Annotated in this window: 29 protein-coding genes; 24 read left to right on the top strand and 5 right to left on the bottom strand. The window is 32.2% G+C overall.

Annotation, left to right across the window (positions count from 1 at the left end; genetic code table 11):
* Window positions 1–29: 29 nt before the first annotated feature.
* From RRB46_RS04655 to RRB46_RS04545, 23 genes are all read left to right on the top strand, one after another.
* Window positions 30–1,271: a phage portal protein gene (locus tag RRB46_RS04655; protein WP_399529932.1), complete on the top strand. Its 1,242-nt coding sequence runs from the start codon at window positions 30–32 to the stop codon at window positions 1,269–1,271.
* On the top strand, window positions 1,258–1,944 hold the full coding sequence (locus tag RRB46_RS04650) for a head maturation protease, ClpP-related (protein ID WP_311537692.1): 687 nt from the start codon (window positions 1,258–1,260) through the stop codon (window positions 1,942–1,944). Before RRB46_RS04655 ends, RRB46_RS04650 begins: the two co-directional genes overlap by 14 nt.
* A gap of 4 nt (window positions 1,945–1,948) precedes the next feature.
* Window positions 1,949–3,139 carry a phage major capsid protein gene (locus tag RRB46_RS04645; RefSeq protein WP_311537691.1) on the top strand — a complete coding sequence of 397 codons (1,191 nt, stop codon included), beginning with the start codon at window positions 1,949–1,951 and terminating at the stop codon, window positions 3,137–3,139.
* 10 nt (window positions 3,140–3,149) lie between these two features.
* Complete coding sequence (locus RRB46_RS04640; RefSeq protein WP_004835105.1) at window positions 3,150–3,422, top strand: head-tail connector protein; 273 nt, start codon at window positions 3,150–3,152, stop codon at window positions 3,420–3,422.
* Window positions 3,423–3,431: 9 nt separating this feature from the next.
* Entirely contained in the window at window positions 3,432–5,276 is a 1,845-nt protein-coding gene (locus RRB46_RS04635; protein WP_311537690.1) for a hypothetical protein, read from the top strand.
* Window positions 5,263–5,595, top strand: a complete 333-nt coding sequence (locus RRB46_RS04630) for a phage head closure protein (RefSeq protein ID WP_311537689.1) — start codon at window positions 5,263–5,265, stop codon at window positions 5,593–5,595. The genes RRB46_RS04635 and RRB46_RS04630 overlap by 14 nt, the downstream gene beginning before the upstream one ends.
* The gene (locus RRB46_RS04625; RefSeq protein WP_311537688.1) at window positions 5,592–5,972 is read left to right on the top strand and encodes an HK97 gp10 family phage protein; all 381 of its coding nucleotides are present in this window, start codon (window positions 5,592–5,594) and stop codon (window positions 5,970–5,972) included. Before RRB46_RS04630 ends, RRB46_RS04625 begins: the two co-directional genes overlap by 4 nt.
* Entirely contained in the window at window positions 5,965–6,312 is a 348-nt protein-coding gene (locus RRB46_RS04620; RefSeq protein WP_311537687.1) for a hypothetical protein, read from the top strand. Before RRB46_RS04625 ends, RRB46_RS04620 begins: the two co-directional genes overlap by 8 nt.
* Complete coding sequence (locus RRB46_RS04615) at window positions 6,302–6,898, top strand: major tail protein (RefSeq protein WP_311537686.1); 597 nt, start codon at window positions 6,302–6,304, stop codon at window positions 6,896–6,898. The genes RRB46_RS04620 and RRB46_RS04615 overlap by 11 nt, the downstream gene beginning before the upstream one ends.
* Window positions 6,898–7,254, top strand: a complete 357-nt coding sequence (locus RRB46_RS04610) for a hypothetical protein (RefSeq protein ID WP_102197781.1) — start codon at window positions 6,898–6,900, stop codon at window positions 7,252–7,254. The genes RRB46_RS04615 and RRB46_RS04610 overlap by 1 nt, the downstream gene beginning before the upstream one ends.
* 17 nt (window positions 7,255–7,271) lie before the next feature.
* Entirely contained in the window at window positions 7,272–7,436 is a 165-nt protein-coding gene (locus RRB46_RS04605; RefSeq protein WP_311537685.1) for a hypothetical protein, read from the top strand.
* Between the two features lie 12 nt (window positions 7,437–7,448).
* Window positions 7,449–10,514 carry a phage tail tape measure protein gene (locus RRB46_RS04600; RefSeq protein WP_311537684.1) on the top strand — a complete coding sequence of 1,022 codons (3,066 nt, stop codon included), beginning with the start codon at window positions 7,449–7,451 and terminating at the stop codon, window positions 10,512–10,514.
* 101 nt (window positions 10,515–10,615) lie between these two features.
* Complete coding sequence (locus tag RRB46_RS04595; protein ID WP_019125120.1) at window positions 10,616–10,978, top strand: hypothetical protein; 363 nt, start codon at window positions 10,616–10,618, stop codon at window positions 10,976–10,978.
* A gap of 82 nt (window positions 10,979–11,060) precedes the next feature.
* Complete coding sequence (locus RRB46_RS04590; protein WP_311537683.1) at window positions 11,061–12,950, top strand: hypothetical protein; 1,890 nt, start codon at window positions 11,061–11,063, stop codon at window positions 12,948–12,950.
* Window positions 12,943–14,322 (top strand): hypothetical protein, encoded by a 1,380-nt coding sequence (locus RRB46_RS04585; protein ID WP_311537682.1) that lies wholly within the window; start codon window positions 12,943–12,945, stop codon window positions 14,320–14,322. Before RRB46_RS04590 ends, RRB46_RS04585 begins: the two co-directional genes overlap by 8 nt.
* Window position 14,323: 1 nt before the next feature.
* Complete coding sequence (locus RRB46_RS04580) at window positions 14,324–14,725, top strand: holin family protein (RefSeq protein ID WP_094206258.1); 402 nt, start codon at window positions 14,324–14,326, stop codon at window positions 14,723–14,725.
* On the top strand, window positions 14,726–15,535 hold the full coding sequence (locus RRB46_RS04575) for an N-acetylmuramoyl-L-alanine amidase (protein ID WP_311537681.1): 810 nt from the start codon (window positions 14,726–14,728) through the stop codon (window positions 15,533–15,535).
* 193 nt (window positions 15,536–15,728) lie between these two features.
* Window positions 15,729–16,367, top strand: coding sequence for a TetR/AcrR family transcriptional regulator (locus RRB46_RS04570; RefSeq protein ID WP_311537680.1), 639 nt, complete (start codon window positions 15,729–15,731; stop codon window positions 16,365–16,367).
* 57 nt (window positions 16,368–16,424) lie between these two features.
* Window positions 16,425–18,155: an ABC transporter ATP-binding protein gene (locus RRB46_RS04565; protein WP_311537679.1), complete on the top strand. Its 1,731-nt coding sequence runs from the start codon at window positions 16,425–16,427 to the stop codon at window positions 18,153–18,155.
* Window position 18,156: 1 nt separating this feature from the next.
* A complete protein-coding gene (locus tag RRB46_RS04560) occupies window positions 18,157–19,890 on the top strand; it encodes an ABC transporter ATP-binding protein (protein WP_019118519.1) in 1,734 nt (577 codons plus the stop codon).
* Between the two features lie 10 nt (window positions 19,891–19,900).
* On the top strand, window positions 19,901–20,491 hold the full coding sequence (locus RRB46_RS04555; RefSeq protein WP_019118518.1) for an MptD family putative ECF transporter S component: 591 nt from the start codon (window positions 19,901–19,903) through the stop codon (window positions 20,489–20,491).
* Entirely contained in the window at window positions 20,478–21,173 is a 696-nt protein-coding gene (locus RRB46_RS04550; protein WP_311537678.1) for an energy-coupling factor transporter transmembrane component T, read from the top strand. Before RRB46_RS04555 ends, RRB46_RS04550 begins: the two co-directional genes overlap by 14 nt.
* Window positions 21,161–22,588, top strand: a complete 1,428-nt coding sequence (locus RRB46_RS04545) for an ABC transporter ATP-binding protein (protein WP_311537677.1) — start codon at window positions 21,161–21,163, stop codon at window positions 22,586–22,588. The genes RRB46_RS04550 and RRB46_RS04545 overlap by 13 nt, the downstream gene beginning before the upstream one ends.
* 374 nt (window positions 22,589–22,962) lie before the next feature.
* Here the strand turns inward: RRB46_RS04545 and RRB46_RS04540 are convergent, their stop codons facing one another.
* Window positions 22,963–23,229, bottom strand: a complete 267-nt coding sequence (locus RRB46_RS04540) for a hypothetical protein (protein WP_106461324.1) — start codon at window positions 23,227–23,229, stop codon at window positions 22,963–22,965.
* A 28-nt stretch (window positions 23,230–23,257) separates the two neighbouring features.
* Window positions 23,258–23,593, bottom strand: coding sequence for a hypothetical protein (locus tag RRB46_RS04535; RefSeq protein WP_311537676.1), 336 nt, complete (start codon window positions 23,591–23,593; stop codon window positions 23,258–23,260).
* A gap of 447 nt (window positions 23,594–24,040) precedes the next feature.
* Between RRB46_RS04535 and RRB46_RS04530 the strand changes: the two genes are divergently transcribed.
* Entirely contained in the window at window positions 24,041–24,163 is a 123-nt protein-coding gene (locus tag RRB46_RS04530) for a hypothetical protein (RefSeq protein ID WP_265213392.1), read from the top strand.
* Window positions 24,164–24,281: 118 nt separating this feature from the next.
* Here the strand turns inward: RRB46_RS04530 and RRB46_RS04525 are convergent, their stop codons facing one another.
* Genes RRB46_RS04525 through RRB46_RS04515 form a run of 3 tightly spaced genes read right to left on the bottom strand, consistent with a single transcriptional unit; the run spans window position 24,282 to window position 26,719 of the window.
* Entirely contained in the window at window positions 24,282–25,157 is an 876-nt protein-coding gene (locus RRB46_RS04525; protein ID WP_311537675.1) for a helix-turn-helix transcriptional regulator, read from the bottom strand.
* 28 nt (window positions 25,158–25,185) lie between these two features.
* Entirely contained in the window at window positions 25,186–26,082 is an 897-nt protein-coding gene (locus tag RRB46_RS04520) for a CPBP family intramembrane glutamic endopeptidase (protein ID WP_311537674.1), read from the bottom strand.
* Window positions 26,069–26,719 (bottom strand): hypothetical protein, encoded by a 651-nt coding sequence (locus tag RRB46_RS04515; RefSeq protein ID WP_296129203.1) that lies wholly within the window; start codon window positions 26,717–26,719, stop codon window positions 26,069–26,071. Before RRB46_RS04515 ends, RRB46_RS04520 begins: the two co-directional genes overlap by 14 nt.
* Window positions 26,720–26,767: the final 48 nt, after the last annotated feature.

Raw genomic sequence — 26,767 nt, 5'->3', positions numbered from 1 at the left:
TCTTATGCTTACTTTTAGGAGGTGTTAATATAAATATTTTAAATTTAATATTCAAGTCGAGAGACAAACCTAAAGACGGGGAGAGGATATCTTCATCGTCTTTTTTATTTGGGAGAACAGCAGCAGGCAGGAATGTAAACGAGTTTACTGCTATGCAAATGACAGCAGTTTACTCATGTGTGAGAGTTCTTGCTGAAACCTTAGCAGGACTTCCTCTTCATTTATATAAAAGAGGAGATTTAAACTCAAAGGAAAAAGCAAAAGACCATGCCATATATTTTTTATTACACGATGAACCAAATACTGAAATGACTTCCTTTGTATTTAGAGAAACATTAATGACCCATCTATTACTTTGGGGTAATGCCTATGCTCAGATAATTCGTAATGGCAGAAATGAGGTCATAGGACTTTACCCATTAATGCCAAATAAAATGACTGTTATGCGAAGTGAGGATGGAGAAATCTTTTATAAATATAATCACAAATCAGAAGAAGTTTACCTTTTAAAAGAAGATGTTCTTCATATACCTGGACTTGGTTTTGATGGTCTTATTGGTTACTCGCCAATTACAATGGCCAAGAATGCAATTGGTATGGCTATGGCTTGTGAAGATTATGGTGCTAGCTTTTTCCAAAATGGAGCACAGCCAGGTGGGGTTTTAGAACATCCAGGCATAATTAAAGACCCAGAAAGAGTTAGAGCGTCATGGAATGCTGCCTTTCAAGGCCCTAAGAACGCCAATAAAGTGGCTGTACTTGAAGAAGGAATGAAATACCAACCCATAGCTATTGCGCCAAGTGAAGCCCAGTTTTTGGAAACAAGAAAGTTTCAGTTAAATGAGATAGCAAGGATATTTAGAATACCACCTCATATGATTGGCGACTTGGAGAAGTCATCATTTTCAAATATAGAACAACAATCACTTGAGTTTGTTAAATACACTCTTGACCCTTGGATTGTTCGTTGGGAGCAATCTTTGGAAAGAGCACTATTAACAAAGAAAGAAAAAGAATCCTACTTTATTAAATTCAATCTTGATGGACTTCTAAGAGGAGACTATGAATCAAGAATGAATGGATATGCTGTGGGAAGACAGAATGGGTGGATGAGTGCAAATGACATAAGAGAATTAGAGAACCTAGATAGGATATCACCTGAAGAAGGTGGTGACCTATATCTTGTAAATGGAAATATGCTACCACTTGAAAAGGCAGGTAGTTTTTATCAGCAGAAAGGAGAAGAAATAAATCCTAATGAAGAACAATAAGATATTTTGGAACTGGAAAAAGGATTCAAATGAACTCTATATAGATGGAGTTATAGCAGAAGAGTCTTGGTTTGATGATGAAATCACTCCAAGGCTCTTTTTTGAAGAATTAAAAAACAAAAGTGGAGATATAACTGTGTGGATTAACTCCCCTGGTGGAGATTGTATAGCTGCATCGAGAATTTACACCATGCTTTTAGAGCACAAGGGAAATGTGACCATTAAGATTGACGGACTTGCAGCATCAGCAGCATCGGTTATTGCCATGGCAGGAACTGAAGTATTGATGAGTCCAACATCATTAATGATGATTCACAACCCTTTAACTGTAGCTATTGGTGACTCAAAAGAAATGCAAAAAGCCATAGATATGTTAAAGGAAGTTAAAGAATCAATCATCAATGCCTATGAGATTAAGACAGGTTTATCCAGAGAAGAGATTTCTAATCTAATGGATGGGGAGACTTGGTTTGATAAGAATAAGGCCATCGAGATGGGTTTTTGTGATGGAACTCTCACTGACAAAAGAAAAGATGAAAAAACTACAAACATGGTCTTTTCAAGGCGAGCAGTTACAAATTCGCTCTTAACAAAGATAAATAAAGAAGTGAAAACTCACTCAATGAGTGAGGTCGAAGGCAGATTAAACAAAATTAAAAACACTTGGAGGTAAAGATATGGATTTAAAAGAACTAATGGAAAAGAGGACTAAAGCTTGGGATGAGGCAAAAGCATTTGCTGAATCTAAGAAAGATGAAAATGGACTAATGTCTGACGAAGACTTCAAGACATATGAAGAGATGGAAAGAACTATCGAGAATTATACTCGTGAAATTGAAAGAAAGAAGAGGGAAGAAGAAATGGATAAATCTTTAGAAAAACCTACAACTCAAGCACTAACAAATGAACCTGCTACTTTTAATGAAGAAGAAAAGCCGATGAGGGCAAGAAATGTCTATAAGAAATCTATGATGAAGGCATTAAGAACAAACTTTAGAGATATCTCCAATGAATTAAAAGTAGGAACAGATGAAAGTGGTGGATATTTAGTTCCAGAAGAGATGGAAGCAGATATTGTAAATGGCCTTGAAGATGAAAATATTGTAAGAAAACTAGCTACAAAAGTTCAAACTTCTGGACTTCATAAAATTAATATTGCAGCTACAAAGCCTGCTGCTCTATGGGTAGAAGAAGGTGGTCAACTTACCTTTGGAGATGGCACATTCGATCAAGTATCTCTTGATGCACACAAACTTCATGTTGGAATTAAAGTTACTGAAGAACTTCTATATGATGCAGCCTTTAATTTAGAAAAATACATCACTGAAGAATTTACTAGAGCGTTAGCAAATGCTGAAGAGGATGCTTTCCTAAATGGAGACGGAGTAAATAAGCCTACAGGAATATTTGACTCTAAAAAGGGTGGAGAACTTGGAGGAACAACAAAAGCTCAAACAATTACTGCAGATGAGTTAATTGATTTAGTTTACTCTTTAGACAGACCATATAGGAAGAGAGCAGCTTTCATTTTAAATGATGCAACAGTTGCTCAGATTAGAAAGCTTAAAGATGTTAATGGTGCATATATTTGGCAACCATCACTCAAGGATGGAGAACCAGATAGACTTTTAGGATATCCTGCCTATACATCTGCCTTTGCTCCAAAAGCTGATAAAGGAAAGCTTGCAGTAGCCTTTGGCGATTTTTCATATTACAAGATTGGAGACAGAGGAAATAGGTCTTTCCAAGATTTAAAGGAACTATTTGCTGGTAATGGCATGGTTGGTTTCTTAGGTAAAGAAAGAGTTGATGGAATCTTAGTTTTAAGAGAGGCAGTTAAACTTTTAAAAATCGGTGCTACTGCCTAAGGAGTAAATTATGATTACTCTTGAAGAGGCAAAGTCCTATTTAAGGGTTGATTTTGATGATGAGGATGAGATGATTGAATCTCTCATCCAATCATCAATCAAACACTCCATGGATGTAGCCAGGGTTGATAGTGAAGAAGAACTTTCTAAAAATCCAAATGGAAAGATAGCCGTCTTATATATGACAGCTTATCTTTATGAACATAGAGAAGAGGCAGATTATTCTGAACTGAACCTAACTCTAAGAGCTTTATTATTTGGTGATAGAAAACCAGGTTTTTAAGGAGGACTTATGGCTAAAAGTTTAAATACTTTAAATTTAATCCAAATAAAGGGTGGAATTAATATAAAGCAAGGAGATATATCTTCAGAACTAAGTTTTCAGCTATGTGACTCAAAAGGTGACCCTATAAGTTTTTTAAATGATAAAGATGCTAGTATTCATCTTTATAGTAAAGAAAAGAAACTAGAATGGAAATGTAAGACAAAGGTAGATGAGGATAAGATTTCTTTTAGGATTGATGAGCCACTTGCCATAGGATCATATAAAATAGAAATCAAAATAGACGGTCATATATTCCCATCAGACCAAGGAACTTATATAAGAATAACAAAGGGTTATGAGTCATATACTGATTCTGAAAGTGCAATAGTTGCCATTGAAAATGCTAAAAATATAGCTGATGAAGCTATAAAAAAAGCTATTGAAAAAAATCTAGAAGATATAAGAGGACCAAAGGGAGACAAGGGTGATGACGGCTCTCAAGGCAAAGAAGGCCCACCTGGTCCAAAAGGAGAAGATGGAAAAGACTGTGAAGTTATAGATAACCTTGAAAGTGAAAACGGAGAAAAAGCCCTGTCTGCTAGACAAGGTAAAATTCTAAATAAAAAATATGATGAGCTTTTTTACGATGTCGATAATGGTAAAGATTTAATTGCTAAGGCTATTGTCGACAAGAAAGGAAAAGCTAATAAAGATGATAGCTTTACAGACTTAGCAAATAAAATTGGTGAAATAAAAACTGGATGGGAGCCTGGGCATAAATTTGGTCCATACGAATTAAAAATAGAATATAACTACCAATATGATACAGATCCCTTTCCAATCTTGGAAAATATAGACGATGCTTTAGGTATCGAGGATGTAGGTGATGCATATTTTATTATAAAAGAAGGAAAATTATCCTTACTTATCCACCTTAACGAAGCTTTAAGTTCTAATAAGCGTAGATATTTAAACTTATGTAGTTATAGTAATGGAGATTGTTTTGGAATAGTTAGTGCAGATAATAATGGGTTTATTTCAATTTATGGGATATCCATGATATTAGAGGAACTGTGGGTTATCGATACAAAAATCCCATCAAATAAAAAAATAAATCTAGAAACTGTTAATGATACCTTAATTGTATCAGCAAATGATAAGTCTGAAGCAGAGTTTCATAATTTGAAGAATAAAAAATATCTAAGGGTTAATGAATATGATGATTTTTTTAGCTACTTTGATACAACCTATGTCCAAATTAATAACACCGTATCGGGATTGAGTGCAAATGGTAATATTTTTTCACTTAATTTAATTAACTATAAATTTGACAGAATAATACATGCTAATCTTAGTGGTTTAAGAATCCATACTTTAGATAATAAAATATATTATTTTGAATTAAAGAATGGTGTTCCTCAAAGTCCAAGGCTAAATGTTGACTTATCAAAATGGGCAAAAGGAAAATTTTTATCTTATAGTAGAAATTATTCTGGTGAAAGGTACACATATGAAGGAATATCTTTATTAGTTGAATCTAATAAGAATGTGAGCATAGCTTACGAATGGGAATATGATGAAAATACAGAAGTTAAAACTGATGATGATATCTTATTTATATCCTATGTAAATGGTGATATGAAAACAACAGATAAAATAAACTTATTTACAAAGGAAAAAAGGATTACTAAATCACCTAACTATAAAAAGTTATTGAAAACAAGGTATGAAAGTAACGAGGGTTACGACGATTATATGTTATTTTTTATCCTTAATGGAAATTTTTGTGGATGGAATAAAAGTCGTTATCTAGCTTATTATATCCTACCAGAACTCCCAGAAGATACTGGAGACTATTATGAAAATAGCTGATTTTAATAGAAAAATAACTTTTCTAAATAAAGATGTTGAAGTTGATGAGATAGGTAATCATAAATCAATATGGTCTGATTATCTAACAACTAATTCATATATATCTTTTCAAGGTAAAGGCGAAGAAGTTTTTCTAGGAATGGAAGTAGACAGGTCAGACATTTCTTTTACTGTAAGATTTCAAAATAGGTTAAAGAATATTAATACTTCAGAATACAGAATTCTATTTGATGATGAAAAGTACAATATCATCTCTATTGATTTTATGAACTATAAAAATAGATTTATAAAGTTTAGATGTAGGAAGGTGAGTAGATGAATGTAAAAATTGAAAACCTCGCTAGTGAAATAATGAAGGGCTTAGAAGAATATTCTGATATGGCAACAGATGAAGTCAAAAAGGAAGTCAAAAAAGCTGGTAGCAATATTAGAAAAGACATACAAGAAAATGCACCTGTAGGAGAAACAAAGAAATATTCTAAATCTTGGTCAGTAAAAACTATAAAAGAAACTTCAAACTCAATAGAACTTGTGGTCCATTCAAGAAATAGATACCAGCTGGCTCATCTACTTGAGAAAGGCCATGTTCTTAGGCAAGGTGGAAGAGTGTCTGCTAAGCCACACATTGGGCCAGCTGAAGAGAAAGGGGTCAGAGAATTGGAAGAAAATATTATGAGGAAATTACAAGATGGATAGGCTATTAAAGATAATTGAAGATATGGGACTTCCATTTGCATACTCTCACTTTGCTGAAGGAGAAAGTCCAAACCCACCATTTATTGTCTATCTATTTCCAAAGAATAAACACTTTGGTGCAGATGGAGTAGTTTTCTATAAAAACACACAGATAGACTTAGAACTTTACACTGATAAGAAAGATTTAAAATTAGAAGAAAAAATAGAAGAGATACTTGATAGAGAAAAAATCTATTATGAAAAATCTGAAGTTTGGATTGAATCAGAAAGACTCTATGAAGTTTTATATAAATTCACACTTAATTTAAAAATTACGGAGGTAAATAATAATGGCAAATAAGGTAAAATTTAATATTTGTAATGTTCACTACGCTCTCTTCGATAAAGCTGAAGAGGGCGTTATTAAATATAAGACACCAGTACCAATGCCTGGTGCTGTTTCAATTTCATTGGATCCTAATGGAGAGCCAGAAAGCTTTTATGCTGATGGAATTGAATACTACACTATTTCAAACAATATGGGATATGATGGAGATTTAGAAATTGCTCTTATTCCAGAATCTTTTAGGACTGATGTTTTGATGGAAAAATCAGATTCAAATAAAGTTCTTATTGAATCTTCAAATTCTGAAACTGCAAACTTTGCACTTCTTTTTGAGTTTGATGGTGATCAAAAGAAAATCCGTCATGTCATGTATAACTGTTCAGCAGCAAGACCTACCCTTGAAGGAGAAACTAATGAAGAATCAAGAGAAGTTCAACCAGAAACCTTATCTATCCAAGCAAGACCACTTCCAAATGGTAATGTAAAGGCTAGAACAAGTGATGAGACAACTAAGGAAACTTATGATGGTTGGTATAAATCAGTTTATTTACCAATAGAAAGTTCATCCTCTGTGGCAAGGACAACAGGAGGTAGTAGATAATGGCATTAACAAAAACTATAAAAATTGATGGAAAAGATGTTATATTTCGTGCATCTGCAGCTATTCCCAGAATCTATAGATTAAAGTTTGGTCGAGACATCTTTAAAGACTTGATGGAACTAGAAAAGTCCATGAAGAAAAACGATAAAGATAAATCTAATCTTGATATTGGTTCACTTGAGTTATTTGAAAATATAGCCTATGTAATGGCAAAGCATGGAGATAAATCTGTGCCAGATAGTCCAGAAGAATGGTTAGATAATTTCTCAACTTTTTCAATTTACCAAATTCTACCTCAGTTAATTGAGTTATGGGGACTTAACATAAAGTCGGAAGAAATTCCTAAAAAAAAGTAAGACCAACAGAAAGACCAATGACTACACCCTTATTCCTATTAAGGGCAGTGGAACTTGGTCTTTCTGTTTCTGATTTATCTCTACTAACAATTGGACTTGTAAATGATATATTCACAGAAAAGAATAATGACGACTATAAATACAAAGAAGTAGCTACACAAGAAGACTTTGATAAGTTTTAAGGAGGTGAGATATTGGCAAATAGAATAAAAGGGATAACTGTTGAGATTGGTGGAGATACTACCAAATTACAGACAGCTTTAAAACAAGTTAATACGGAGATTAAACATACCCAATCAGAACTTCGTGATGTTAACAAACTTCTTAAACTTGACCCTGGAAATACAGAACTTATCTCACAAAAGCATAAGCTATTAGGACAGACCTTAGAAGAAACAAAAAATAAATTATCCTCTTTAAAAGAGGCACAGAAACAAGCTGAACAGGCTCTTGCAGAGGGTAAAATTTCTCAGGAGCAATATGATGCCCTTAAAAGAGAGATTATTGAAACAGAACAAGCTCTAAAGTCTCTAGAAAAACAAGGAGCAACAACTAATCAGACCCTACAAAATATAGCAGCTACTGGAGAAAAGTGGCAAAATACTGGTCAGAATATTGAGAATGTAGGTAAAAATATTATGCCAGTATCTCTTGCAGTAGCTGGTCTTGGAGCAGCAGCTGTAAAGACGGCATCGGATTTTGATTCTGGTATGGCAAAGGTAAAAGCAGTATCTGGTGCAACTGGATCTGACTTTGATGCTTTAAGAGAGAAAGCACGTGAAATGGGAGCAAAGACAAAGTTCTCAGCAAGTGAAGCAGCTGATGCTATGAACTACATGGCAATGGCTGGTTGGAAAAGCAAGGACATGATTGGTGGTATTGAAGGAATTATGAACCTCGCTGCAGCCAGTGGTGAGGATTTAGCAACCACTTCTGATATTGTCACAGATGCCCTTACAGCCTTTGGTTTAAAAGCTGAAGACTCTTCTCACTTTGCTGATGTTCTTGCCGCTGCATCATCTAATGCAAACACCAATGTTTCACTAATGGGTGAGACCTTTAAATATGCTGCACCTATTGCTGGTGCTCTTGGATACTCAGTTGAAGATACTGCAGTAGCCATAGGTTTAATGGCAAACTCAGGAATAAAGGGTTCACAAGCAGGTACAGCTTTAAGGGCTGGACTAACTAGACTTGCATCACCAACTAAAGAAGTTATGAATGGAATGTCCATGTTAGGCCTATCTATTGAGGATGTACAGGGGCTTTCTCTTGATGAAACTCTAAGAATTTTTAGAGAGTCCTTTGCTAATTTAGATGGAACTCAAAAAGCACAGGCAGCATCAATGATATTTGGTAAGAATGCTATGTCTGGAATGTTGGCAATTATAAATGCCAGTGAGAAAGATTATAACAGTTTGAGTGATGCCATATACAACGCAGATGGAACAGCAGAAAAAATGGCAACTACTATGCAGGATAACTTAGGTGGTCAATTAAAGATCCTACAATCTGCCTTAGAAGAATTAGCTATATCATTTGGGGAACTTTTGATGCCTACTGTTAGAAAAGTAGTAGATATATTAACAAAACTGGTAAATGGACTTAATGCACTTCCTGGTCCAGTAAAAGGTGTCATTGCAGGAATAGGTCTTTTTATAGCTGCTCTTGGACCTGTACTTATGATTGTAGGAAAACTTATCTGGTCAATAGGAACTATTATGACTAAAGGCCCTCTAATAGTAGGAGGAATAACTAAGATAGTTGGAATCTTTACAGGTACACTTATACCAGCAATCACTGCAGTAGTATCAGCCATAGGTATTGTTCCTATTGCTATTGGTGCAGTAATAGCTGGTCTTGTTCTTTTATGGAAGAAGTGCGACTGGTTTAGAGAAGGGGTCATCTCCATATGGGAAACTATTAAGGAATCAACTGTTGCCATTTGGAATGGAATAAAAGAGTTCTTCGTAAACCTATGGCAAGGGATATCTGATTCATGGACAAGTACCTGGACTGAAATCACAAGTTTTCTATCAGAATTCTGGACTGGATTTATTGAAGGAGTTAAAACTACATGGAAAGGTATCAAGGACTTTTTTGCCAATCTATGGAATGGACTTGCTGAAGGATGGAATACTATCTGGACATCTATAACAACTTTTCTAACTGAATCTTGGAATACCTTTATTGAAGGAGCCAAGAGTTTATGGCAAAGTTTAGGAGATTTCTTTACAAGCCTCTGGACGGGAATTCAAACAACTTTTACCAATATATGGACAGCTATTTCAACTACAACTACAGAAGTATTTACAGCAGTTGGAGAGTTTATCAGGACTACTTGGGAAGGTATCAAGACTTTAATTTCAACACTTCTTGATGCAATCAAAGTAAAAGTTGAGACTATTTGGAATGGATTAAAAGAGTTTTTAACAACAGTCATTACTGCCATTGGAGAATTTATTTCTACATCCTGGACAAACATAAAAACTACAATTGAAACTATCTTGACTTCCATTAAGACAATCCTTGAATCAATCTGGAATGGGATAAAGACCTTTATCTCATCAACAATGAATAATATTAAGACCTTTGTTTCATCTGCTTGGAATTCTATAAAGTCGACTATTTCATCTGCAGTGAATACTGCGAAGTCAGCAGTATCGTCTGCCTTTAATTCGATGAGATCAAGCATTTCATCGACTATGTCGAATATTCAGTCCACTATTAGAAATGGATTTAATAATGCAGTTAATCACATTAAGAATTTGGCATCCCAAGCTTATACATGGGGAGCCGATATGATTAACGGAATTGCTAGAGGGATTAGAAGTGCAATTAGCAATGTGACATCTGCTGTATCGAATGTAGCATCAACTATTAGGTCCTACCTGCACTTCTCTGTTCCAGATGTTGGCCCACTTACTGACTATGAATCATGGATGCCAGACTTTATGGAAGGTCTATCTAAGGGAATTGAAAAGAGTAGGAGATTAGTTCAATCTTCTATGAAAAACGTAGCAAGTGATATGGTTTTAAGTCCAAATATATCATCTCTAGGTATTGGTGGACACGATAAAGAACCTACTGCAAATGGAATTGATATAGGAAGACAAATATCCGATGCACTTGCAAACATCAATTTAAAATCGGAAAATTCTGGAGATATAGTTATCCCAGTTTATCTTGGAGGCACACTCCTTGATGAAGTTATTGTTAATGCATCTATGCGCAAGAATTTAAGAAGTGGAGGTAGATAATGACCTAACCCAAAATCTGTGATTTTGTTGGTAGGTCAGATGCAGTCTCACCCCATGAACAAGGAGCAAAGCGACGCAGTGAATGGAGGTGTAGTCGTATAATGAAATATCAATCATATTTAATTATTGATGGAGTAGACCTACCTCTACCAAATTCTTATGATTTGGAGTTTAGAGATATAGAGGCAGATACTGGAGGAGAAACAGAGGCAGGCACTATTCAAAGGGATATTGTTAGAAATAAAGTAGCAAGTATTTCTGTAGGTTTTTCATGTAGTCCTAAGCTTGTGAAGATATTGAGTGGTCTTGCTAACAAGTCTAATCTTAAAGTTAAATACTTAGATACCGAAACGTTGGAACTAAAAGAGACACAGATGTATATAGATAAGTTTCAGGTCAAATTAATAAAAGATACTTCTTATAAAGGGCTGTGGGAAGTATCTTTTTCATTGGAGGAATACTAATGACCTAACCCAAAATCTATGATTTTGTTGGTAGGTCAGATGTCGCTTTGTTTCAAATCTTTGATTTGTCAAAAAGCGACTAATGTACAAAAATGGAGGTGATAAGTTGTTCTTAACAAGCAATGAATATAAAACAGTCATAAAAAAGAATTCTCGTAAATTTTACTGGACGGGAAATATCATCTTAAAAGATGAAACAATCATTTCATTTACCAATAAAGATATTCTTAAAGGGTCTGGATACATTCATCGTTCATGCTCTGGATCTTCTGAACTTGAAATAGGTACAGTTTATGCTGGAGAGTTTGGAATCAGTCTTTTTTCAGATATAGATAGGTATTCTCTAGAAGATTCAAAGCTAGAACTTTTTTATCATCAAGAATTAGAGAATAAAAAGATAGAAACCATACCAATGGGAATTTTTGATGTCACTGAAGCAAATAGGTCTAAGAAAATTTTAGAACTAAAAGGCTATGACTATATGCTTAGATTTGATAAGAATTTCCCAGTAACAGATACCTTTGGTACAGCTTTTGAATTACTTACATTATCATGTGAGAAGTGCAAGGTAGAACTAGGTATGACAGAAGATGAGGTGAAAGCTTTTGTTAATGGTGAAGAAGTCTTGGCAATTTATCAAGACCATGATATAGAAACTTACAGGGACTTTATTCACTATATAGCATCGACTCTTGGTGCGTTTGCTGGGGTTTCTCGTGATGGTAAGTTGGTTTTAAGAAAGTATGCAGAAAGCATATCAACTGAAATTAAAACAAGAGAAAGATTTTCTTCATCAATATCAGATTTTAAGACAAGATATACAGCCATCAACTCAACAAATGCAAAGACTAAAATAGCTGAATACTACTCTTTAGAAAATGATGATGGACTAACTATGAACCTTGGAATAAATCCATTGATGCAATTAGGACTTCCAGAAAAAAGAAAAAGGATGTGCGAGGCACTTCTTACTGAAATTTGCAAAATTCATCACACACCTTTTGATATGGTAACTATAGGAGACCCAAGTCTTGATGTTGGAGATAGGATAGCTATTTCTTATGAAGAAGAAAAGATTGAAGGACTTATCACTGACATAGAATATAAAATAAATAGCAAGCATAGAATTCTTGGCGTAGGTAAGAATCCATATTTATCTAAAGCTAAGAGTAAGAATGATAAGAATATAGTAGGACTGTTAAATCAAATTGAATCTGAAAAATTAGTAGTTCATGCCTACTCTAATTACTCTGCCTTTAATCTTTCCACAACGGATACACCAATAATTCGTATAGAATTTGCCTCCAATAAGGAAACGGAGGCAATTTTTAATGCGTCTATTTTGTTAAATATAATTTGTGATACTGAAGAAAAAACTAGAGAGATATCAAGGAAGGTTAAGAAAGAAGTAGAGGTTTTAAATGATGAAGGTAAATCCTATGATCCTCCAAAGTTTGAAGAAAAAGAAGAAGTAGAGGAATTAGACTTTATTGAAAATATAGAAATACCAACAAGGCTAGTTGTTACTTACGTTTTTAATGATACGAAAATAGAACATCACATTCCAAAAGAAACCTACCTAAGTGGTGACCACATTTTAAATCTTTTTTATCCGTTAACTAAACTTCAGGAAAAGACGATGAACAACTTCTCGGTATTAATTAGGCTTGAGTCTGGTCAAGCAATGATTGGAAAAGATAATGCTATCGCAGCTATATCTGGTCAGTCTCTTGGTTCTTCAGAAGCTTGGGATGGAAAAATTAAGATTGATGAATCATGGAAGATAATAGAACTCAGTCATTCATTCTTGCTTAGGAAACTTAAAGCTGAATACAAGGTAGAAAGACAAGTCCCAAGACCACTAGTATTTAATGAAAAGGTAGGAAGATTTAAATATCAAGGGTTGATGCTTGGAAAGTATAAAGAAGAAATCACTACAGAATTTAAAGATAAGGAGGAAGAAAATGCTTAAGGGTAAATCAGTCATTGAACTAACTGATGTGAGGACAAATAGGAAGGAGATATATGAAGATGAAAACTTAATAACTAATGCAGTCCCAGATTTATTAAGATTGAATCCTATGGGACTTATGTATCCGATAGATGATAGTAAGAAAGTTGAATTTTGGAAGGAAATATTTCCTATAGCTAATAAATGCTATGGAGGCGTTCTTCTTTTTGAAGATAAACTGGAAGAAAATCCAGAAAAGATATTTGCACCATCTGATAATCAGATAATTGGCTATGCATCAAATGACGTGAATCAGACAGATGCTCCTAGAAGAGGTTCTGCTAATTTAACAGAAACAATTCCACTTGAAAACGGATATAAATTTGTATGGGACTTTTCAACTTCTCAAGCTAATGGAAGAATATCATCAATAGCACTTACTCACTACAGAGGTGGTAAATACTTTTATGGAGATACACATGGAAAAGACCCATTTTTATTATTAAATAGCACATCCTTATATAAAAAGCGTGAGGTTTCAGATTGTTATAATGGCTGTATTGAGATAGACTTTAAGTCAAACACAATAGTATCAATATGGCCATTAAATGACAAATCAATTGAATTGGTAAAACTAAAAGAGCCATTAACAAGCATAGGCTTAAATGATCCTATTTATACTAAAGGCTACAAAGCTGAAGAAAGGATTACTATTGATGTATCAGAGTTTTTCAGCAAGATAGGCACCTGGTATGAATGTTGTTTTTATGATGGAGAGGATGGATATTGGTATGGATTTGGGACCAATAGAGACAATTTAATAAGAGTAAAAATAAATAAGAATGACTATTCTACTAGTACAGATACTTGGTCACTTAATGGAATAAGGCTTGGAAGTTTAGGGAGTTATAATGAAAAAGATAGAAGTTATTGCCATAGGTATAAATATAGTTGTGTTAAAAATGGATATCTGTATTCGATAAGTCCTTATAGAACAAATAAAGTTTATAAGGTTAATATAAATAATCCAGTAGATATAACAGTTATTTCTTTAGGTAAAGAGGTTAGCTCTTCGAAATATGGAGGAGAATACAATTATCTTTACAAGTGGGGAGACTATATATTAGGTTATGAATTTGTAATTGATAAGAAAGACCAAGTAATTGTAAATAATGTTGATTCATATAATGGTAGTGGAATAGGCAACTTAATGATGGAGACACAGACAATTGGACCATTTGCAATAGGTTTTGGAGGTTATGAGGAAAGATTCTATAAACTATTATTTCTTCACACTCCCTATCTTGGAACAATTAATAACTTATCTAGTCCAATATTAAAAACGGCAGATAAGACAATGAAAATAACATATACCTTAACAGAGGAGGAGTAAAATGAATAAATTCTTAGAAACAATGAAAGTATTATTTACAGCGATTGGAGGATGTTTAGGATTTTTCCTTGGAAGCGTGGATGCTTTTATTTATACGCTGCTAGCTTTTGTAATTGCTGATTATCTAACAGGAGTTTTAAGAGCAGGAGTCGAAAGAAAGCTATCTTCATCCATAGGATTTAAAGGGATAGCTAAAAAGATTATGATTTTTATAGTTGTAGGCATAGCAAATCTATGTGATGTAAATTTAATTAAAGGTGATGGAACAATGATAAGAACAGCCATCATCTTTTTTTATATTGCAAATGAGGGGCTTTCTATTTTGGAGAATTCTGTAGCTTTAGGATTACCAGTACCAGAAAAATTAAAAGATATACTAAAACAATTTAAGGAGGAAAAATAAATGAGTAATAGTTCATTAGTACAAGCAACAATTCTTTCACCTAACCATAGTGGAAGAAGAAATCAGAAGATAACAAAAATTGCTATACACCACGCAGCAGGAGTCATAAGTGGTAGGAACTTGGCAAGAATTTTTGTTCCCAAATCAAGGCAAGCCTCAGCTAACTATAATTTGGGATCTGACGGAATTATTGTTTTAGGAGTTGATGAAGCCAATAGAGCATGGACAACCTCATCTGGTTGGTGCGATAACCAAGCAGTAACAATTGAAGTAGGAAACTCTACTAGAGGTCCTCAGTGGTTAGTTTCTGATTATGTTTTAAATAGACTAATTGAATTAGTTACAGATATTTGTAGAAGAAATGGAATCTATCCTTGCACATATACTGGAGGAAAGGATGGTGTACTTCAAAAGCATGAGTGGTATTCTAATACAAATTGTCCAGGCCCATATCTTGGCAGAAAGTTTTCATATATTGCAAGAGAAGTCAATAAAAGACTCAGAGGAAATAATACTATTAGTAAATCAATAGGTGGACTATATAGAGTTAGAAAATCTTGGTCTGATGTAAAAAGCCAGAAAGGTGCATTTAAGAATTTAGAAAATGCCAAAAGATGTGCCGATAGATTTGGATTAAAAGTATTCGATGCTAATGGCAAGATAGTTTATCCAATTGGAAAGACAATCGATGAGTTAGCAAGAGAAGTTATAAGTGGAAAATGGGGAAATGGAGAAGAAAGAAAAAGAAGGTTAACTAATGCTGGATATGATTATTATGATGTTCAGAGAAGAGTGAATCAACTTTTATAATATGAAAAAATGAGCCGGTGCCATTTATGTAGTGCAGGCTCATTTTTGTACACACAATAAATAAAAAACCAGAAAATATAATTTTAAAATAATCTTTTTCGGAGATTGCATAATTTAGGAAAAACGTATATAATGATAACTAAGTTATCGACCTAGTAATTAGAAATTTAATTTATAGAGAGTGGGTGAACTAATGTCAGATATAAGTGGGTATGATGCTACTCATAGCAAAATTTTAGAAAGTGGTATAAAAAACTTTTTAAAAGATGGTTATGAGAAATCTAACTTAAGAAAGATTTGCAAAGAAGCTGGGGTAACTACAGGAGCTTTTTACCGTCATTTTGATGATAAGGAAAATTTGTTTACAAATTTGGTAGAACCTTTTGCAAGTCAGATTCTTGATATTTATAAAAATTATGAAGACAAAAGTCTTAAAACTTATGAATCTGATGAAGAGTTAAGTAAAAATAAGTTATTAGAAATACTGAAAATGAAAGAAGAAGCATCTGTAAAGTCCGTATCTTTCTTTTATGATAATAAAGATATTTTTGAACTTTTGATTTTTTCTTCATATGGCACAAAATACGAGAACTTTATTGATGAAATTATAGGATTTGAAGATGAAAATCATAAAAAAATTTTAAACCTAATTTATAAGAATGGATATAGGAGCGTTATTACTGATGAGGGACTACATCTTATAAACCATGCTTACATTTATGCACTATCAGAATTAGTAGTACATTCTAATAGTAAGGAAGAAGCAATTCATAATGCAAAGATTATAGCGAGATTTTTTAATGATGGTTGGAAAAAGATTAGGGGATTATAATCCTTAATTTTTTTAAAAATATGATAACTAAGTTATCTTTTTATGGAGGTGGAAATTATGAAAAAAGAAAATCAATTTAAAAAACTAATGATATTGGCGAACAATCATAGGTCAAGTTTAAATCTGTCAGTGCTACTAGCAAGTCTTGGAGTTATTTTTGGAATACTTCCCTTTATAAGTGGAGGGAAAATTGCTGAAGGACTTATATCAAATGATACTGATAAAAATTACTATATCTTGTGGTGTTTAATTGGACTACTTGGTTATGCTTTAAAAACTTTATTATATGCATGGTCTCTATCTATTTCCCACAAGGCTACTTTTTCTATACTTGCTGATATTAGGATAAAAATGATAGAGAAACTTCCTAAACTTTCTCTTGGAACAATAAGCGAAACTCCAAGTGGAGCTTTTAAGCAAAAAATAGTTGATCAGGTAGAAAGTATGGAGAGTCCACTTGCTCACATGTTCCCTGAAATGACAGCAAATTTACTAGGTCCTGTTTTTGTATTTTTATATCTTTTATTTGTAGACTGGAGAATGGGACTCTTATCCCTCGTATCATTTCCAATAGGTATGTTTTTTATGGGAAGTGTTTTTAAATCTTATGGAGATAATTTTGCTGGTGCGATGAAAATCGGAGGAGAAATGAATTCTTCTCTTGTAGAATACGTAAATGGATTAGAAGTGATAAGGTCATATAATCAGACTGATAAAACTTATAAAAAAATCACTGACAAAGTTTATGCTAATGCTAAATATTATTATGACTGGATGACAAAAACTCAATTTGGAATGTCAATGTCAAAAGCAATCACTCCAACTACTCTTCTAGCCATACTTCCATTGGGATATATCTTTTATAAGAATGGATCTTTATCCTTAACAGGATATCTACTTTCCATAATTTTATCCTTTTCCTTACAAGGATTACTAAATACTATGATGAGATTTACAACTATAGGAGCTCAAGTAGGCACTTTAGTAGAAAATGTGGAGTCTGTTCTTAATGCGACTGAGCAAATTCACAGTGAAGAAAAAATTGTTATTAAAAATCATGATATAGAGTTTGAAAATGTGAGTTTCGAGTATGAAGATGGTCAAGAAATCTTATCAGATATTTCCTTACAAATAAAAGAAGGAACTAAAAATGCTTTTGTAGGTTTGTCAGGTGGCGGAAAATCTACTATTGCAAAATTAATTGCAGGATTTTGGGATGTAAAGAAGGGTGAGATTAAGATGGGCGATATTCCTTATGAAAACATTCCTTTAGAAGAGCTTTATGATCAGGTTTCTTTTGTGTCCCAAGACAACTTTTTATTTGATGATACTATAAGGGAAAATATAAGAATGGGTGACCCTAAGGCGAGCGATAAAGAAGTTGAGGAGATATCAAAAAAAGCTGGCTGTCATGAATTTATATCTCATTTGGAAAATGCATATGAAACTAGGGTTGGAAAACAGGGAGAAAGTCTTTCTGGAGGCGAAAGGCAGCGAATCGTTATAGCTAGAGCAATGCTAAAAAACGCCCCTATAGTTATATTTGATGAAGCAACGGCCTATATGGATCCAGAAAATGAATATTTAATTCAAAATTCTTTAAATGAATTAATTAAAAATAAAACTGTAATCGTGATTGCACACAGATTATATACAATAAAAGATTCGGATAAGATTTTTGTAGTAAATAATGGAAAAATTGAAGACTCTGGTAAGCATGAAGATCTTCTAAATTCTTCAGAGACTTATAAGAAGCTTTGGAAAACAAGTATAGGAAAGGAGGATTAATATGTTAGAAACCTTAAGTAAAATTTGGAGGTTTTCAGCTAAGGAGAAGTCAAACTTAAATAAATCTTTAGTTATATCAGTAATTCATGCATTCTTTTATGTTTTGCAAATGGGAGCCGTTTATTTTATTTTGTTAAGTATTGTAAATAATGGAGAAAAATTAAGAACATCCTTAATGTCTTTTGCTATTATTCTTGCATCTATATTTGGACGAATGATAACAAATTATTACGCACAGTTAAGACAAACTCATGCAGGTTATTTTATGGTTGCAAATGCAAGAATTAAAATGACAGATAAGTTGAAAAAAATTCCAATGGGTTTACTAAATAATTCAAAAATGGAAAATATTTCAGGGATATTAACAACAGGGCTAAGCGAAACAGAAAACACTGTTCCTTCAATTCTCATAACTATGCTTACTGGATTTTTAACAGCCTTTGTTTTTACTATCATGGTTTTTATTTTTGATATTAGAATTGGGATTGTAGTTGCAATAGCAACATTAATATACCTTTATGTTAGTGATAGAATGCAAAAAGTTTCAGCTAAAGTTGCTCCCAAAAGAGCCAATGCCCAAATTAATTTATCTGATAGAGTTTTAGAACATATACAAGCCATGCCTGTTATTAAATCATTTAATTTAACGGGTAAGGGAGATAAAAACACAAGAGATGCTATTTTTGAGAGTAAAAAAACTAATTTAGAAGTAGAGAGAAGATTTACTCCTTTTACAATTTTTTCTTCTCTAATTTTAAATGTTGCATCATTTATATTGATGTATTTGGCTATTAGATTTTATTTTGATCAAACTATGAATTTAACAAACTCTTTGATGACATTGATTATGTCTTATATGATATTTTCTCAGATTCAGGAGGCAGGATCTTCAATGTCAGAGCTAAGAATAGTAGCAAGTTCTATTGATAAAGTTGATGATATTATGTCGCTTAGTGAGATGAAATCGAAGTCTGGTCTAAAGTTAACAAGTAAAAGAAATATTGAATTTAATAATGTTTCTTTTTCCTATGGAAATAAAAAAATAATCGATAAGGTATCTTTTAAAATTCCTGAAAAAACTACTGTGGCATTTATAGGACCATCAGGAGCTGGGAAAACAACCCTATCAAAGCTCATTGCTAGATTTTGGGATGTAGATAGTGGAGATATTACAATAGGTGGAGTAAATATAAAAGATATTAGTTTAGAAGAATTGATGGATAATATCTCCATAGTCTTTCAATCAGTATATCTATTTAATGATACTATTGAAAACAATATAAAATTTGGAAATCCTAATGCAAGTCATGAGGAAGTCATAAATGCTGCAAAAAAAGCTGCGTGTCATGATTTTATTATGGCTTTGCCAAAGGGATATGACACAGTAATAGGAGAAGGGGGTGCTAATCTTTCGGGAGGTGAGAAACAAAGAATATCAATAGCAAGAGCAATTATTAAAGATGCACCAATTATAATTTTAGATGAGGCAACTGCAAATGTTGATCCAGAAAATGAGGACAAATTACAAATTGCGATTAACTCATTAATGAAAGAGAAGACGGTGATTATGATAGCCCATAAATTAAATACCATAAAAAACGCTGATCAAATCATCGTCTTAGAAAAGGGTCAAATTGTTCAAAAAGGTGAACATGATGAATTAATTAAAGAAGAAGGTATATATTCTGATTTCATTAAAATCAGAGAAAAAGCTGAAAATTGGAAAATTAAATAAGGAGGAGAAGATGAATTTAAAAAATATTGTAAAAATTGCTGTTTTTTCAGTTATAGGATTTGTGTTAACAATGGGACTTGGTTATGCTACAGGAGCTTTAGGTGTAATGCCTAGTTTATATTTGTCTTGTGCCTTTGCTACGATTGTAGTAGCACCAGTATTTGTAATTTTGGCAAGGAGTGTAAAGGTGAGGGGGACCGCATTTTTATATTTCTTTTTGATAGGACTATTCTACACTCTTATGGGGATGTGGCCTATTATAATTATAAATACCATTGCTGGAATATTAGCTGAACTTGTAGTGGGAAGTAGTGAAAATTATGATAGAGGCAATAGTAAGGTTGGTCTTGCTTTTGGAGCGGGTATGTTTGTATATTCACTTCATCCTATGATAATTGTGTTTTTCTTTTCAAAATCTAAGGCGATGCTTGAAATGATGGGAGCGGACTACTTTGACTTTTTAAGAAACTTTTACACACCTGCAAATATTGGAATTTGTTTTGTTATTTCCATAATTGCATCAATCATTGGTGCAAAATTTGGATCATATATCTATAATAAGTTTTTTGCTGGTAGGAATAAAAAAAGTGTTCTTGGTTAAAAGTAAAAAAGAGAAAAAGGAAGTAATTAGCCCAATTACTATAATTGGGCTAATTATAATCTTTTCTATAATACTCACAATAGGAGATGAAGCTTTTTATATTACATGTCTACTATTAAGCTTATTATCATTATCCATTTATTCACTAAAGTTAAGTTTTAAATTTACTTTATTTTTGATTGTAATTTTTATTTTAATAAGGATTTTAGAAAATTATTTGGGTGGTGTCTTTATTGGCTCGATATATCTCATGCTTAGAATTATATTTCTTTACGCTCCTATATTTATTATGGCAAGAGTCATGAGTCTATATTCGGCATCTTTTATTGTAGCTTCTTTTACTAATATAGGAATGCCTACAAGCTTTGGACTTCCTATTGCTTTATTCTTTAGGTTTATACCTGAAATAAAAATAAGACTCCAAGAAATAAAAGATGGACAAAAGATAAGAGGATTTAAGACTAGTATATTTCACCCAATAAAGACTTTTGAGCTTTATTTTGTGCCTTTACTTTATAAATGTCTTGAAATAAGCGATGTATTAACCTGTTCAATTATTTTAAAGGGGATTGAAATAGATTGTAAAAAAACATCCATATATAATTTGCAATTTTCAAAATTTGATTATTTTATGTGGGTTAGCACAGTTATTATGCTAGGAGCAAGTTTATGGAAAATGTGATTAGTGTTAATATTAAATCTTTTTCTTATGGAGAAAATGAGAATTTAAAAAATATTAAATTTAATATCAAAGATGGAGAGTTTATTGTATTAACAGGCAATTCTGGTTGTGGGAAGAGCACACTAATAAGAATAATTACGGGTCTTTTTCCAAGCTTTTATGAAGGAAAATTAGATGGAGAGGTTGAAATTTTAGGAAGAGATATAAATGAATATAAAAAAGGAGAACTTTCAAAAATTTTATCCATTGTTTTTCAAAATCCCAAAGATCAGTTTTTTTGTACAAATGTTTATGATGAAATTGCCTTAGGGGCAGAAAACTTGGGAATTAAAAGAGATTTGATTATAGAACAGATAGAGTCTATAAGTAAATTGCTTAAAATAGAAAAACTGCTTGATAAATCTATTTTTTCACTATCAGGAGGAGAAAGACAGAGAGTAGCTATTGCTTCAGCTCTTATTCAAGATAGTAGAATTTTATTTTTTGATGAACCATCTTCTTCTCTAGATTATGATTCTATTGAAAGCTTTAAAGAGATTTTAAAAGAATTAAAATCTATGGGTAAAACCATAATAGTAGCCGAGCATAGACTTTATTATCTAAAAAACTTATTTGATAGAATTGTGTTTATGAAAGGTGCAACAATCAATGAAATTTTTACAAGAGAAAATTTTAATAATAATCTAGCCAAAGAATTAGGACTTAGGACTTTAGAAGAAAGAAATTTAAAAACTGAAAGAATTTTTTTTGAAAAAGATTCTGTAGAATTTTTTAATAATATAAATGTAAGTGTTGGTAAGAAAAGCATTTTAGAAAACATTTCTTTTGATTTAAAGAAGGGAGAAGTTTTAGGAATACTTGGGAAAAATGGATCGGGTAAGACATCTCTATCAAGAATAATAACTGGACTTGTTGGAAAAAATCAAGATACAAGTATAGGTGTACGAGAAAAAGAAAGACTAAAAAATTCTTACCTAGTCCAGCAGGATGTAGATTCACAAATATTTTTAGATACAGTTGAAAATGAACTCCTGTCTATGTCATCTGATAAAGAAGAAATTAAAAAACTTTTAAAGGAAATAAATCTCTGGGATAAAAGAACATCACATCCTCAAAAATTATCAGGAGGTCAGAAACAAAGGCTAGCTGTAATTACTGCTTTTCTATCAAATAGACGAGTAATCATATTAGATGAACCAACATCAGGACTTGATTATAAGAATATGGAAATTATGGCTAAGCTTATAAATGAGTATTCTAAAAAGATTTCAATAGTTATTATAACTCATGATTTGGAATTTCTTTTTAAGTGTTGTAATTCTGTTTTATTAATAAAGGATTACACTTATGACAAGGTGAGTCTTATTTATAATGAAGATGTAATTTTTAATTTTATATTTAGTAGTAATGCTTAAAGATGGTAGAAATACCATCTTTTTTTTATACTTTTTAACACTTTTCAAATAAGGGTGTGCAAATTCATAAAATAAGCTATCAAAAACCAATAATTAAATTGTATCAAAATAGTGAGAGTTTTAGAACCTCCTTGCGCTTTGACTAATATCATACCACCTTAACTTAATAGATACATTAAAATTAGTCATATAAAAAGACCTCATTTTCTCCGAGGTCTCCTTAAATTTCTCTTATAAGCTTTTTATCATCACCTATTTTAGAGTATTCACCTAATCATAGAGCTTCTTAACTTAGTAAAATTAATCCTTATTTACTACAAGCTCAAGCAACATAAATTTATATAGTAACTATTAAATCTATAAATCCCCTTATTTTACAAAACCCATAGATAGGAAAACTTAACAAATATAAATACAAAAATTATTGCTATTATCACTAAAGCTACTAGTGAATAAATTTTCTCCTTTTTGTTTAAATCAGACAATAAGATTTTTAAAAATAATGTCACTAAAAAAGCTCCTACAAAAACTGACCTATACTCTTTTAATTTAAATATATCAAATATAGATAAAAGAATAAGTGCTGTTAATGCTATAGATATTATATTGACTATCTTTAATTTATTTGTATTTTCTTGCATAATTTTGCTCCGTATAAATATTTACTTTTTAGAACTTAGTCACACCCACAATTGTTTTTGAAGTTCTATACGCCACATTCTTATTTGATCCTCTACGCCTTATATGTCTTACCTTTTTTATCTTAAATATAAGACCATGCTCAGTTGACTTATTGGCCAGATGATTATTATAATACCTTACAATTTCACTAATCACAACAGTTACACCACCAGCTCCTTCTAATCCTGGTACATAAGACATAACAAGACCAACTAGGCTAGCAACATCAATCTTATCACCTAGGGAATCACTTATCTGCTTATAGGTAAGCCTTTTTGTCTCATAGGTTGTTTCTACCCTATAAAATGATAAATCAGCTGGCAAATCTATTGTTTTTTTGGTGATTGTAGAATAGAGGGTATTATCATTAAAATTCGCAATTAATTGATTTTTTTCTCCAGTTTTACTATCAGTTATTGTTACGATTCTTTTATCACCTTCATCTTTAATTTCTATATTATTTAATATACTCTGGTTTGTAAGATTTGTTGAGCTTTGAGTTATCGAATTGATTTTTATATCATCTTTATTTATTCCAATATTACATTGGCTAGCAAAAGCTTGGCCAATTGGGCTAGCTAATATGCTAGCGCTTAATAAGCAGGCAAAATATCTGTTTTTTTATTTTTCATAAGTTTCTCCTTTACCATTCAAATAATTTGCATATAAACTTTACAAGCAAATTGAAATATTCAAAGTGACATCCATGTCACTTTTTTATAATTAATTCAACTATATAATATTACAAACGATATTAAAAGGAGTTGCTTTATGAAAAAAAATATATTACTTCTAATTGCAATATTATTAACACTAAACGTTAGTACTTCTTATGCTAATGATAAAAAAGAGTCTACTATAATAGAAATTAAGTCCTATAAAAATTTAAAATAAATCTTTTATCAAAACCCATTAAAACAATAATTAGATGTTTTAAATTACTTCAAATTTGTATTTTGAAAAAATTTATTAAATTTAGGATTTATTGATTTAGTTATATAAATTTATATAATTAATCTCCAAAAACAATTTTGGATTTCTTGTCAATAATTTTTGATAACATACAATTATCTAAATGTGATGAAAACATATTTGCAAAATTAAGTGAATTTATATATCTTTCATCTCCTATTTCATATAAACACAAAAATTTTAAGTAATATAAAAGAGCATATGAATTAATAATATGATTATCTATAGCATACTGTATCGATTTATCCGCCAATTCTAAGGCTTCCTTAGATGTCCCATTTACATACATTCTATTTATAAGAATATTATATGCCATTATGACTATAATAGGAGGCTCTCTTTTTAAAATTAGATTATTTAGAATATCTTCCCTTTCTATTTCTTTATAAGCTTTATTTCTATTACAAATATTAAGCAGCAATCTAGCTTCTAAAAAACTCAAATCCTTAGTCAGCAAATTGTTTTTGTTAAGCCTAGTAGATGTAAGATCTTCAAATTCTTCTTTAAGGCTGATTAGGATTGGAGTTTTTAGATTTTTTATAAAAAGCCTCATAAGGGCAAGTTCATAGTCTTTTCCCTTAAAATTCGGATCCTTTTCTAAAATTTCGAGTTTCTTTTCTAATAATAGAATTTCTTCTCTGGATTTAAAACCGCAGAGGATGTCAAAGCTTGATAGAAGGTCCCTATATAGGTAGTGGGACTGATAGATATCTTTTATGTATAAATCAACTAGGTCAACTTCTAGGCTTGCTGATAATTTCAAAAGGGTGTCGATGGTCGGCTCCTTTATTAGGCCATTTTCTAGCCTTAATATGGACCTGCGGTTTACTCTTGAAAGATGCGCCAAGTCATCTTGGCTAAGTTTTTTATTTTCTCTAATTTTTCTTAGATTATTTGCAAATTTATATATAGACATTGGTTTTCCTTACAAAAAGAAATCCTGCTTACTTTGAGCAAGATTTCTTTCTTATTTTGCTTATTAAAATTATCAAAACTCCTACTAGGACCAGGCTTGTTATGATTGAGCCTTCTAGGCCAAAGTCTGCTCCTGAGATTAGAGGGCTTCCCTTAAGGGTGGTTTTTAATATATTTGCTCCGCTTTGGCTAAAGCCTGAGACTCTTATGCCGTAGATATTGGCCATGGTCATGTTCCAAAAGGAGTGGGCTGCTGCTGACATATATATGGAGTCTTCCTTATAAAATATTAGGGAAAATATCAGGCCTACCATAAATAAATTTATGAAGGACATGAGGTTAAAGCCCAGATTTCCTAAGTGGAGGATAGAAAATATTAGGGAGTTTGCAAATAAGCCTTGGTAAATACTTGCCTTACCTGCAATTTGGTTCATTAGGATTGACCTCATTAGAAATTCTTCTTCAAAACCTTGGATCATCCAGGCTGGAATGAAGATTAAAAAAAGCTTTATATTAAGATCGGCCTTGTTTGTGATTATATCTGCAAAGCCTAATGACTTTAAGATTAGGACTATGAGACTTATAAGGGAAAACCCTAAGAGGATTCCCTTGATATAGGAGATGAATTTCCTATCATCTACAAGTCCTAGGGAGATTTTATCTCTTTTTAAGATTTTTCTTGCAAATATATAAGCAAAAAAAAGGGTGAGGGCGGTTAAATAAATTATTAGCAAGAAGGACATGTTATTTGTGTCCATGTAGGTGAAAAAGTCGTCGATGACCTTGATATTTTTGCCAAGACCTACTATAAGTCCCAAGAGGTATTGGGGAATTATTATAAGGATTGACAGGATTAGGGTGATTAGGACAGGATTTAGGTCGTAGGCTTCTTCTTTTGTTCTCTTAATTGATCTATTTGCTTTCATTGACTAAATCCAAGGCTCCGCCTATTATCCCATTTATAAATTCTCTTGATTCGTAGATATCATAGCCGAAGAGTTTTTTCTTTAGAAATATCTTAGCATCGGTATTTTTAAGATTGGCATCTGATGCCGATAGCTTTCTCATGTATTCTTCGTGCTGGTTTATTTCTTCTATGTTTTTGACCTTGTCAAATTCCTCTACATAGTTCACATTTGATATCCTTAGACTTATTTCCTTGCCCCCGTCTATGTCTAATTTATTTAAAACTTTTATATCAAGATTTTTAAAATTATTTTTTACAAAGTCCTTTTGCTTGACTTCATCTTCTGAGTAGGATTTTTTGAGCACTTCAAAAATCAGATCGATCCTATCCATGTTTTCTTTCATGAAAAGCTCATCGTCGTTTTTGATTGCTGATTCAATTCTTGCCACAGTCCTGTCCACATTGTGGCTTATGGACCTTGCTACAAAAAATATGCTGGTCATAAGGAGGATCAATATGAGTATGTAAGGTCCAAAGGTCCTTCTTCTTCTTTTCTTCTCCCTAGCCTTTCTACGTCTGGTCCTATCTACCCTTTCCCTAGATGGTGAAGGTCTTTCTCGATTGTCTCTTCTTTGTCTTGTTGTATTTCTTGCCATAATTCCTTCCTTTTATTTATTATACCATTTACGATGAATTTATGATAT

Origin of the sequence: uncultured Anaerococcus sp. (assembly GCF_963512375.1) — a bacterium.
In the GTDB taxonomy this organism is placed as follows: Bacteria; Bacillota; Clostridia; order Tissierellales; family Peptoniphilaceae; genus Anaerococcus.
The sequence above is the reverse complement of the archived record's forward strand: the minus strand, read 5'-3'. Positions and strand labels throughout refer to the sequence as shown.

Bases quoted from the DNA above. Each gene is read 5' to 3' on its own strand.
- RRB46_RS04650 (WP_311537692.1), top strand. From the start codon at position 1,258: ATGAAGAACAATAAGATATTTTGGAACTGGAAAAAGGATTCAAATGAA.
- RRB46_RS04645 (WP_311537691.1), top strand. From the start codon at position 1,949: ATGGATTTAAAAGAACTAATGGAAAAGAGGACTAAAGCTTGGGATGAG.
- RRB46_RS04640 (WP_004835105.1), top strand. From the start codon at position 3,150: ATGATTACTCTTGAAGAGGCAAAGTCCTATTTAAGGGTTGATTTTGAT.
- RRB46_RS04635 (WP_311537690.1), top strand. From the start codon at position 3,432: ATGGCTAAAAGTTTAAATACTTTAAATTTAATCCAAATAAAGGGTGGA.
- RRB46_RS04630 (WP_311537689.1), top strand. From the start codon at position 5,263: ATGAAAATAGCTGATTTTAATAGAAAAATAACTTTTCTAAATAAAGAT.
- RRB46_RS04625 (WP_311537688.1), top strand. From the start codon at position 5,592: ATGAATGTAAAAATTGAAAACCTCGCTAGTGAAATAATGAAGGGCTTA.
- RRB46_RS04620 (WP_311537687.1), top strand. From the start codon at position 5,965: ATGGATAGGCTATTAAAGATAATTGAAGATATGGGACTTCCATTTGCA.
- RRB46_RS04615 (WP_311537686.1), top strand. From the start codon at position 6,302: ATGGCAAATAAGGTAAAATTTAATATTTGTAATGTTCACTACGCTCTC.
- RRB46_RS04610 (WP_102197781.1), top strand. From the start codon at position 6,898: ATGGCATTAACAAAAACTATAAAAATTGATGGAAAAGATGTTATATTT.
- RRB46_RS04605 (WP_311537685.1), top strand. From the start codon at position 7,272: ATGACTACACCCTTATTCCTATTAAGGGCAGTGGAACTTGGTCTTTCT.
- RRB46_RS04595 (WP_019125120.1), top strand. From the start codon at position 10,616: ATGAAATATCAATCATATTTAATTATTGATGGAGTAGACCTACCTCTA.
- RRB46_RS04590 (WP_311537683.1), top strand. From the start codon at position 11,061: ATGTACAAAAATGGAGGTGATAAGTTGTTCTTAACAAGCAATGAATAT.
- RRB46_RS04585 (WP_311537682.1), top strand. From the start codon at position 12,943: ATGCTTAAGGGTAAATCAGTCATTGAACTAACTGATGTGAGGACAAAT.
- RRB46_RS04580 (WP_094206258.1), top strand. From the start codon at position 14,324: ATGAATAAATTCTTAGAAACAATGAAAGTATTATTTACAGCGATTGGA.
- RRB46_RS04575 (WP_311537681.1), top strand. From the start codon at position 14,726: ATGAGTAATAGTTCATTAGTACAAGCAACAATTCTTTCACCTAACCAT.
- RRB46_RS04570 (WP_311537680.1), top strand. From the start codon at position 15,729: ATGTCAGATATAAGTGGGTATGATGCTACTCATAGCAAAATTTTAGAA.
- RRB46_RS04565 (WP_311537679.1), top strand. From the start codon at position 16,425: ATGAAAAAAGAAAATCAATTTAAAAAACTAATGATATTGGCGAACAAT.
- RRB46_RS04560 (WP_019118519.1), top strand. From the start codon at position 18,157: ATGTTAGAAACCTTAAGTAAAATTTGGAGGTTTTCAGCTAAGGAGAAG.
- RRB46_RS04555 (WP_019118518.1), top strand. From the start codon at position 19,901: ATGAATTTAAAAAATATTGTAAAAATTGCTGTTTTTTCAGTTATAGGA.
- RRB46_RS04545 (WP_311537677.1), top strand. From the start codon at position 21,161: ATGGAAAATGTGATTAGTGTTAATATTAAATCTTTTTCTTATGGAGAA.
- RRB46_RS04540 (WP_106461324.1), bottom strand. From the start codon at position 23,229: ATGCAAGAAAATACAAATAAATTAAAGATAGTCAATATAATATCTATA.
- RRB46_RS04530 (WP_265213392.1), top strand. From the start codon at position 24,041: ATGAAAAAAAATATATTACTTCTAATTGCAATATTATTAACACTAAAC.
- RRB46_RS04525 (WP_311537675.1), bottom strand. From the start codon at position 25,157: ATGTCTATATATAAATTTGCAAATAATCTAAGAAAAATTAGAGAAAAT.
- RRB46_RS04520 (WP_311537674.1), bottom strand. From the start codon at position 26,082: ATGAAAGCAAATAGATCAATTAAGAGAACAAAAGAAGAAGCCTACGAC.
- RRB46_RS04515 (WP_296129203.1), bottom strand. From the start codon at position 26,719: ATGGCAAGAAATACAACAAGACAAAGAAGAGACAATCGAGAAAGACCT.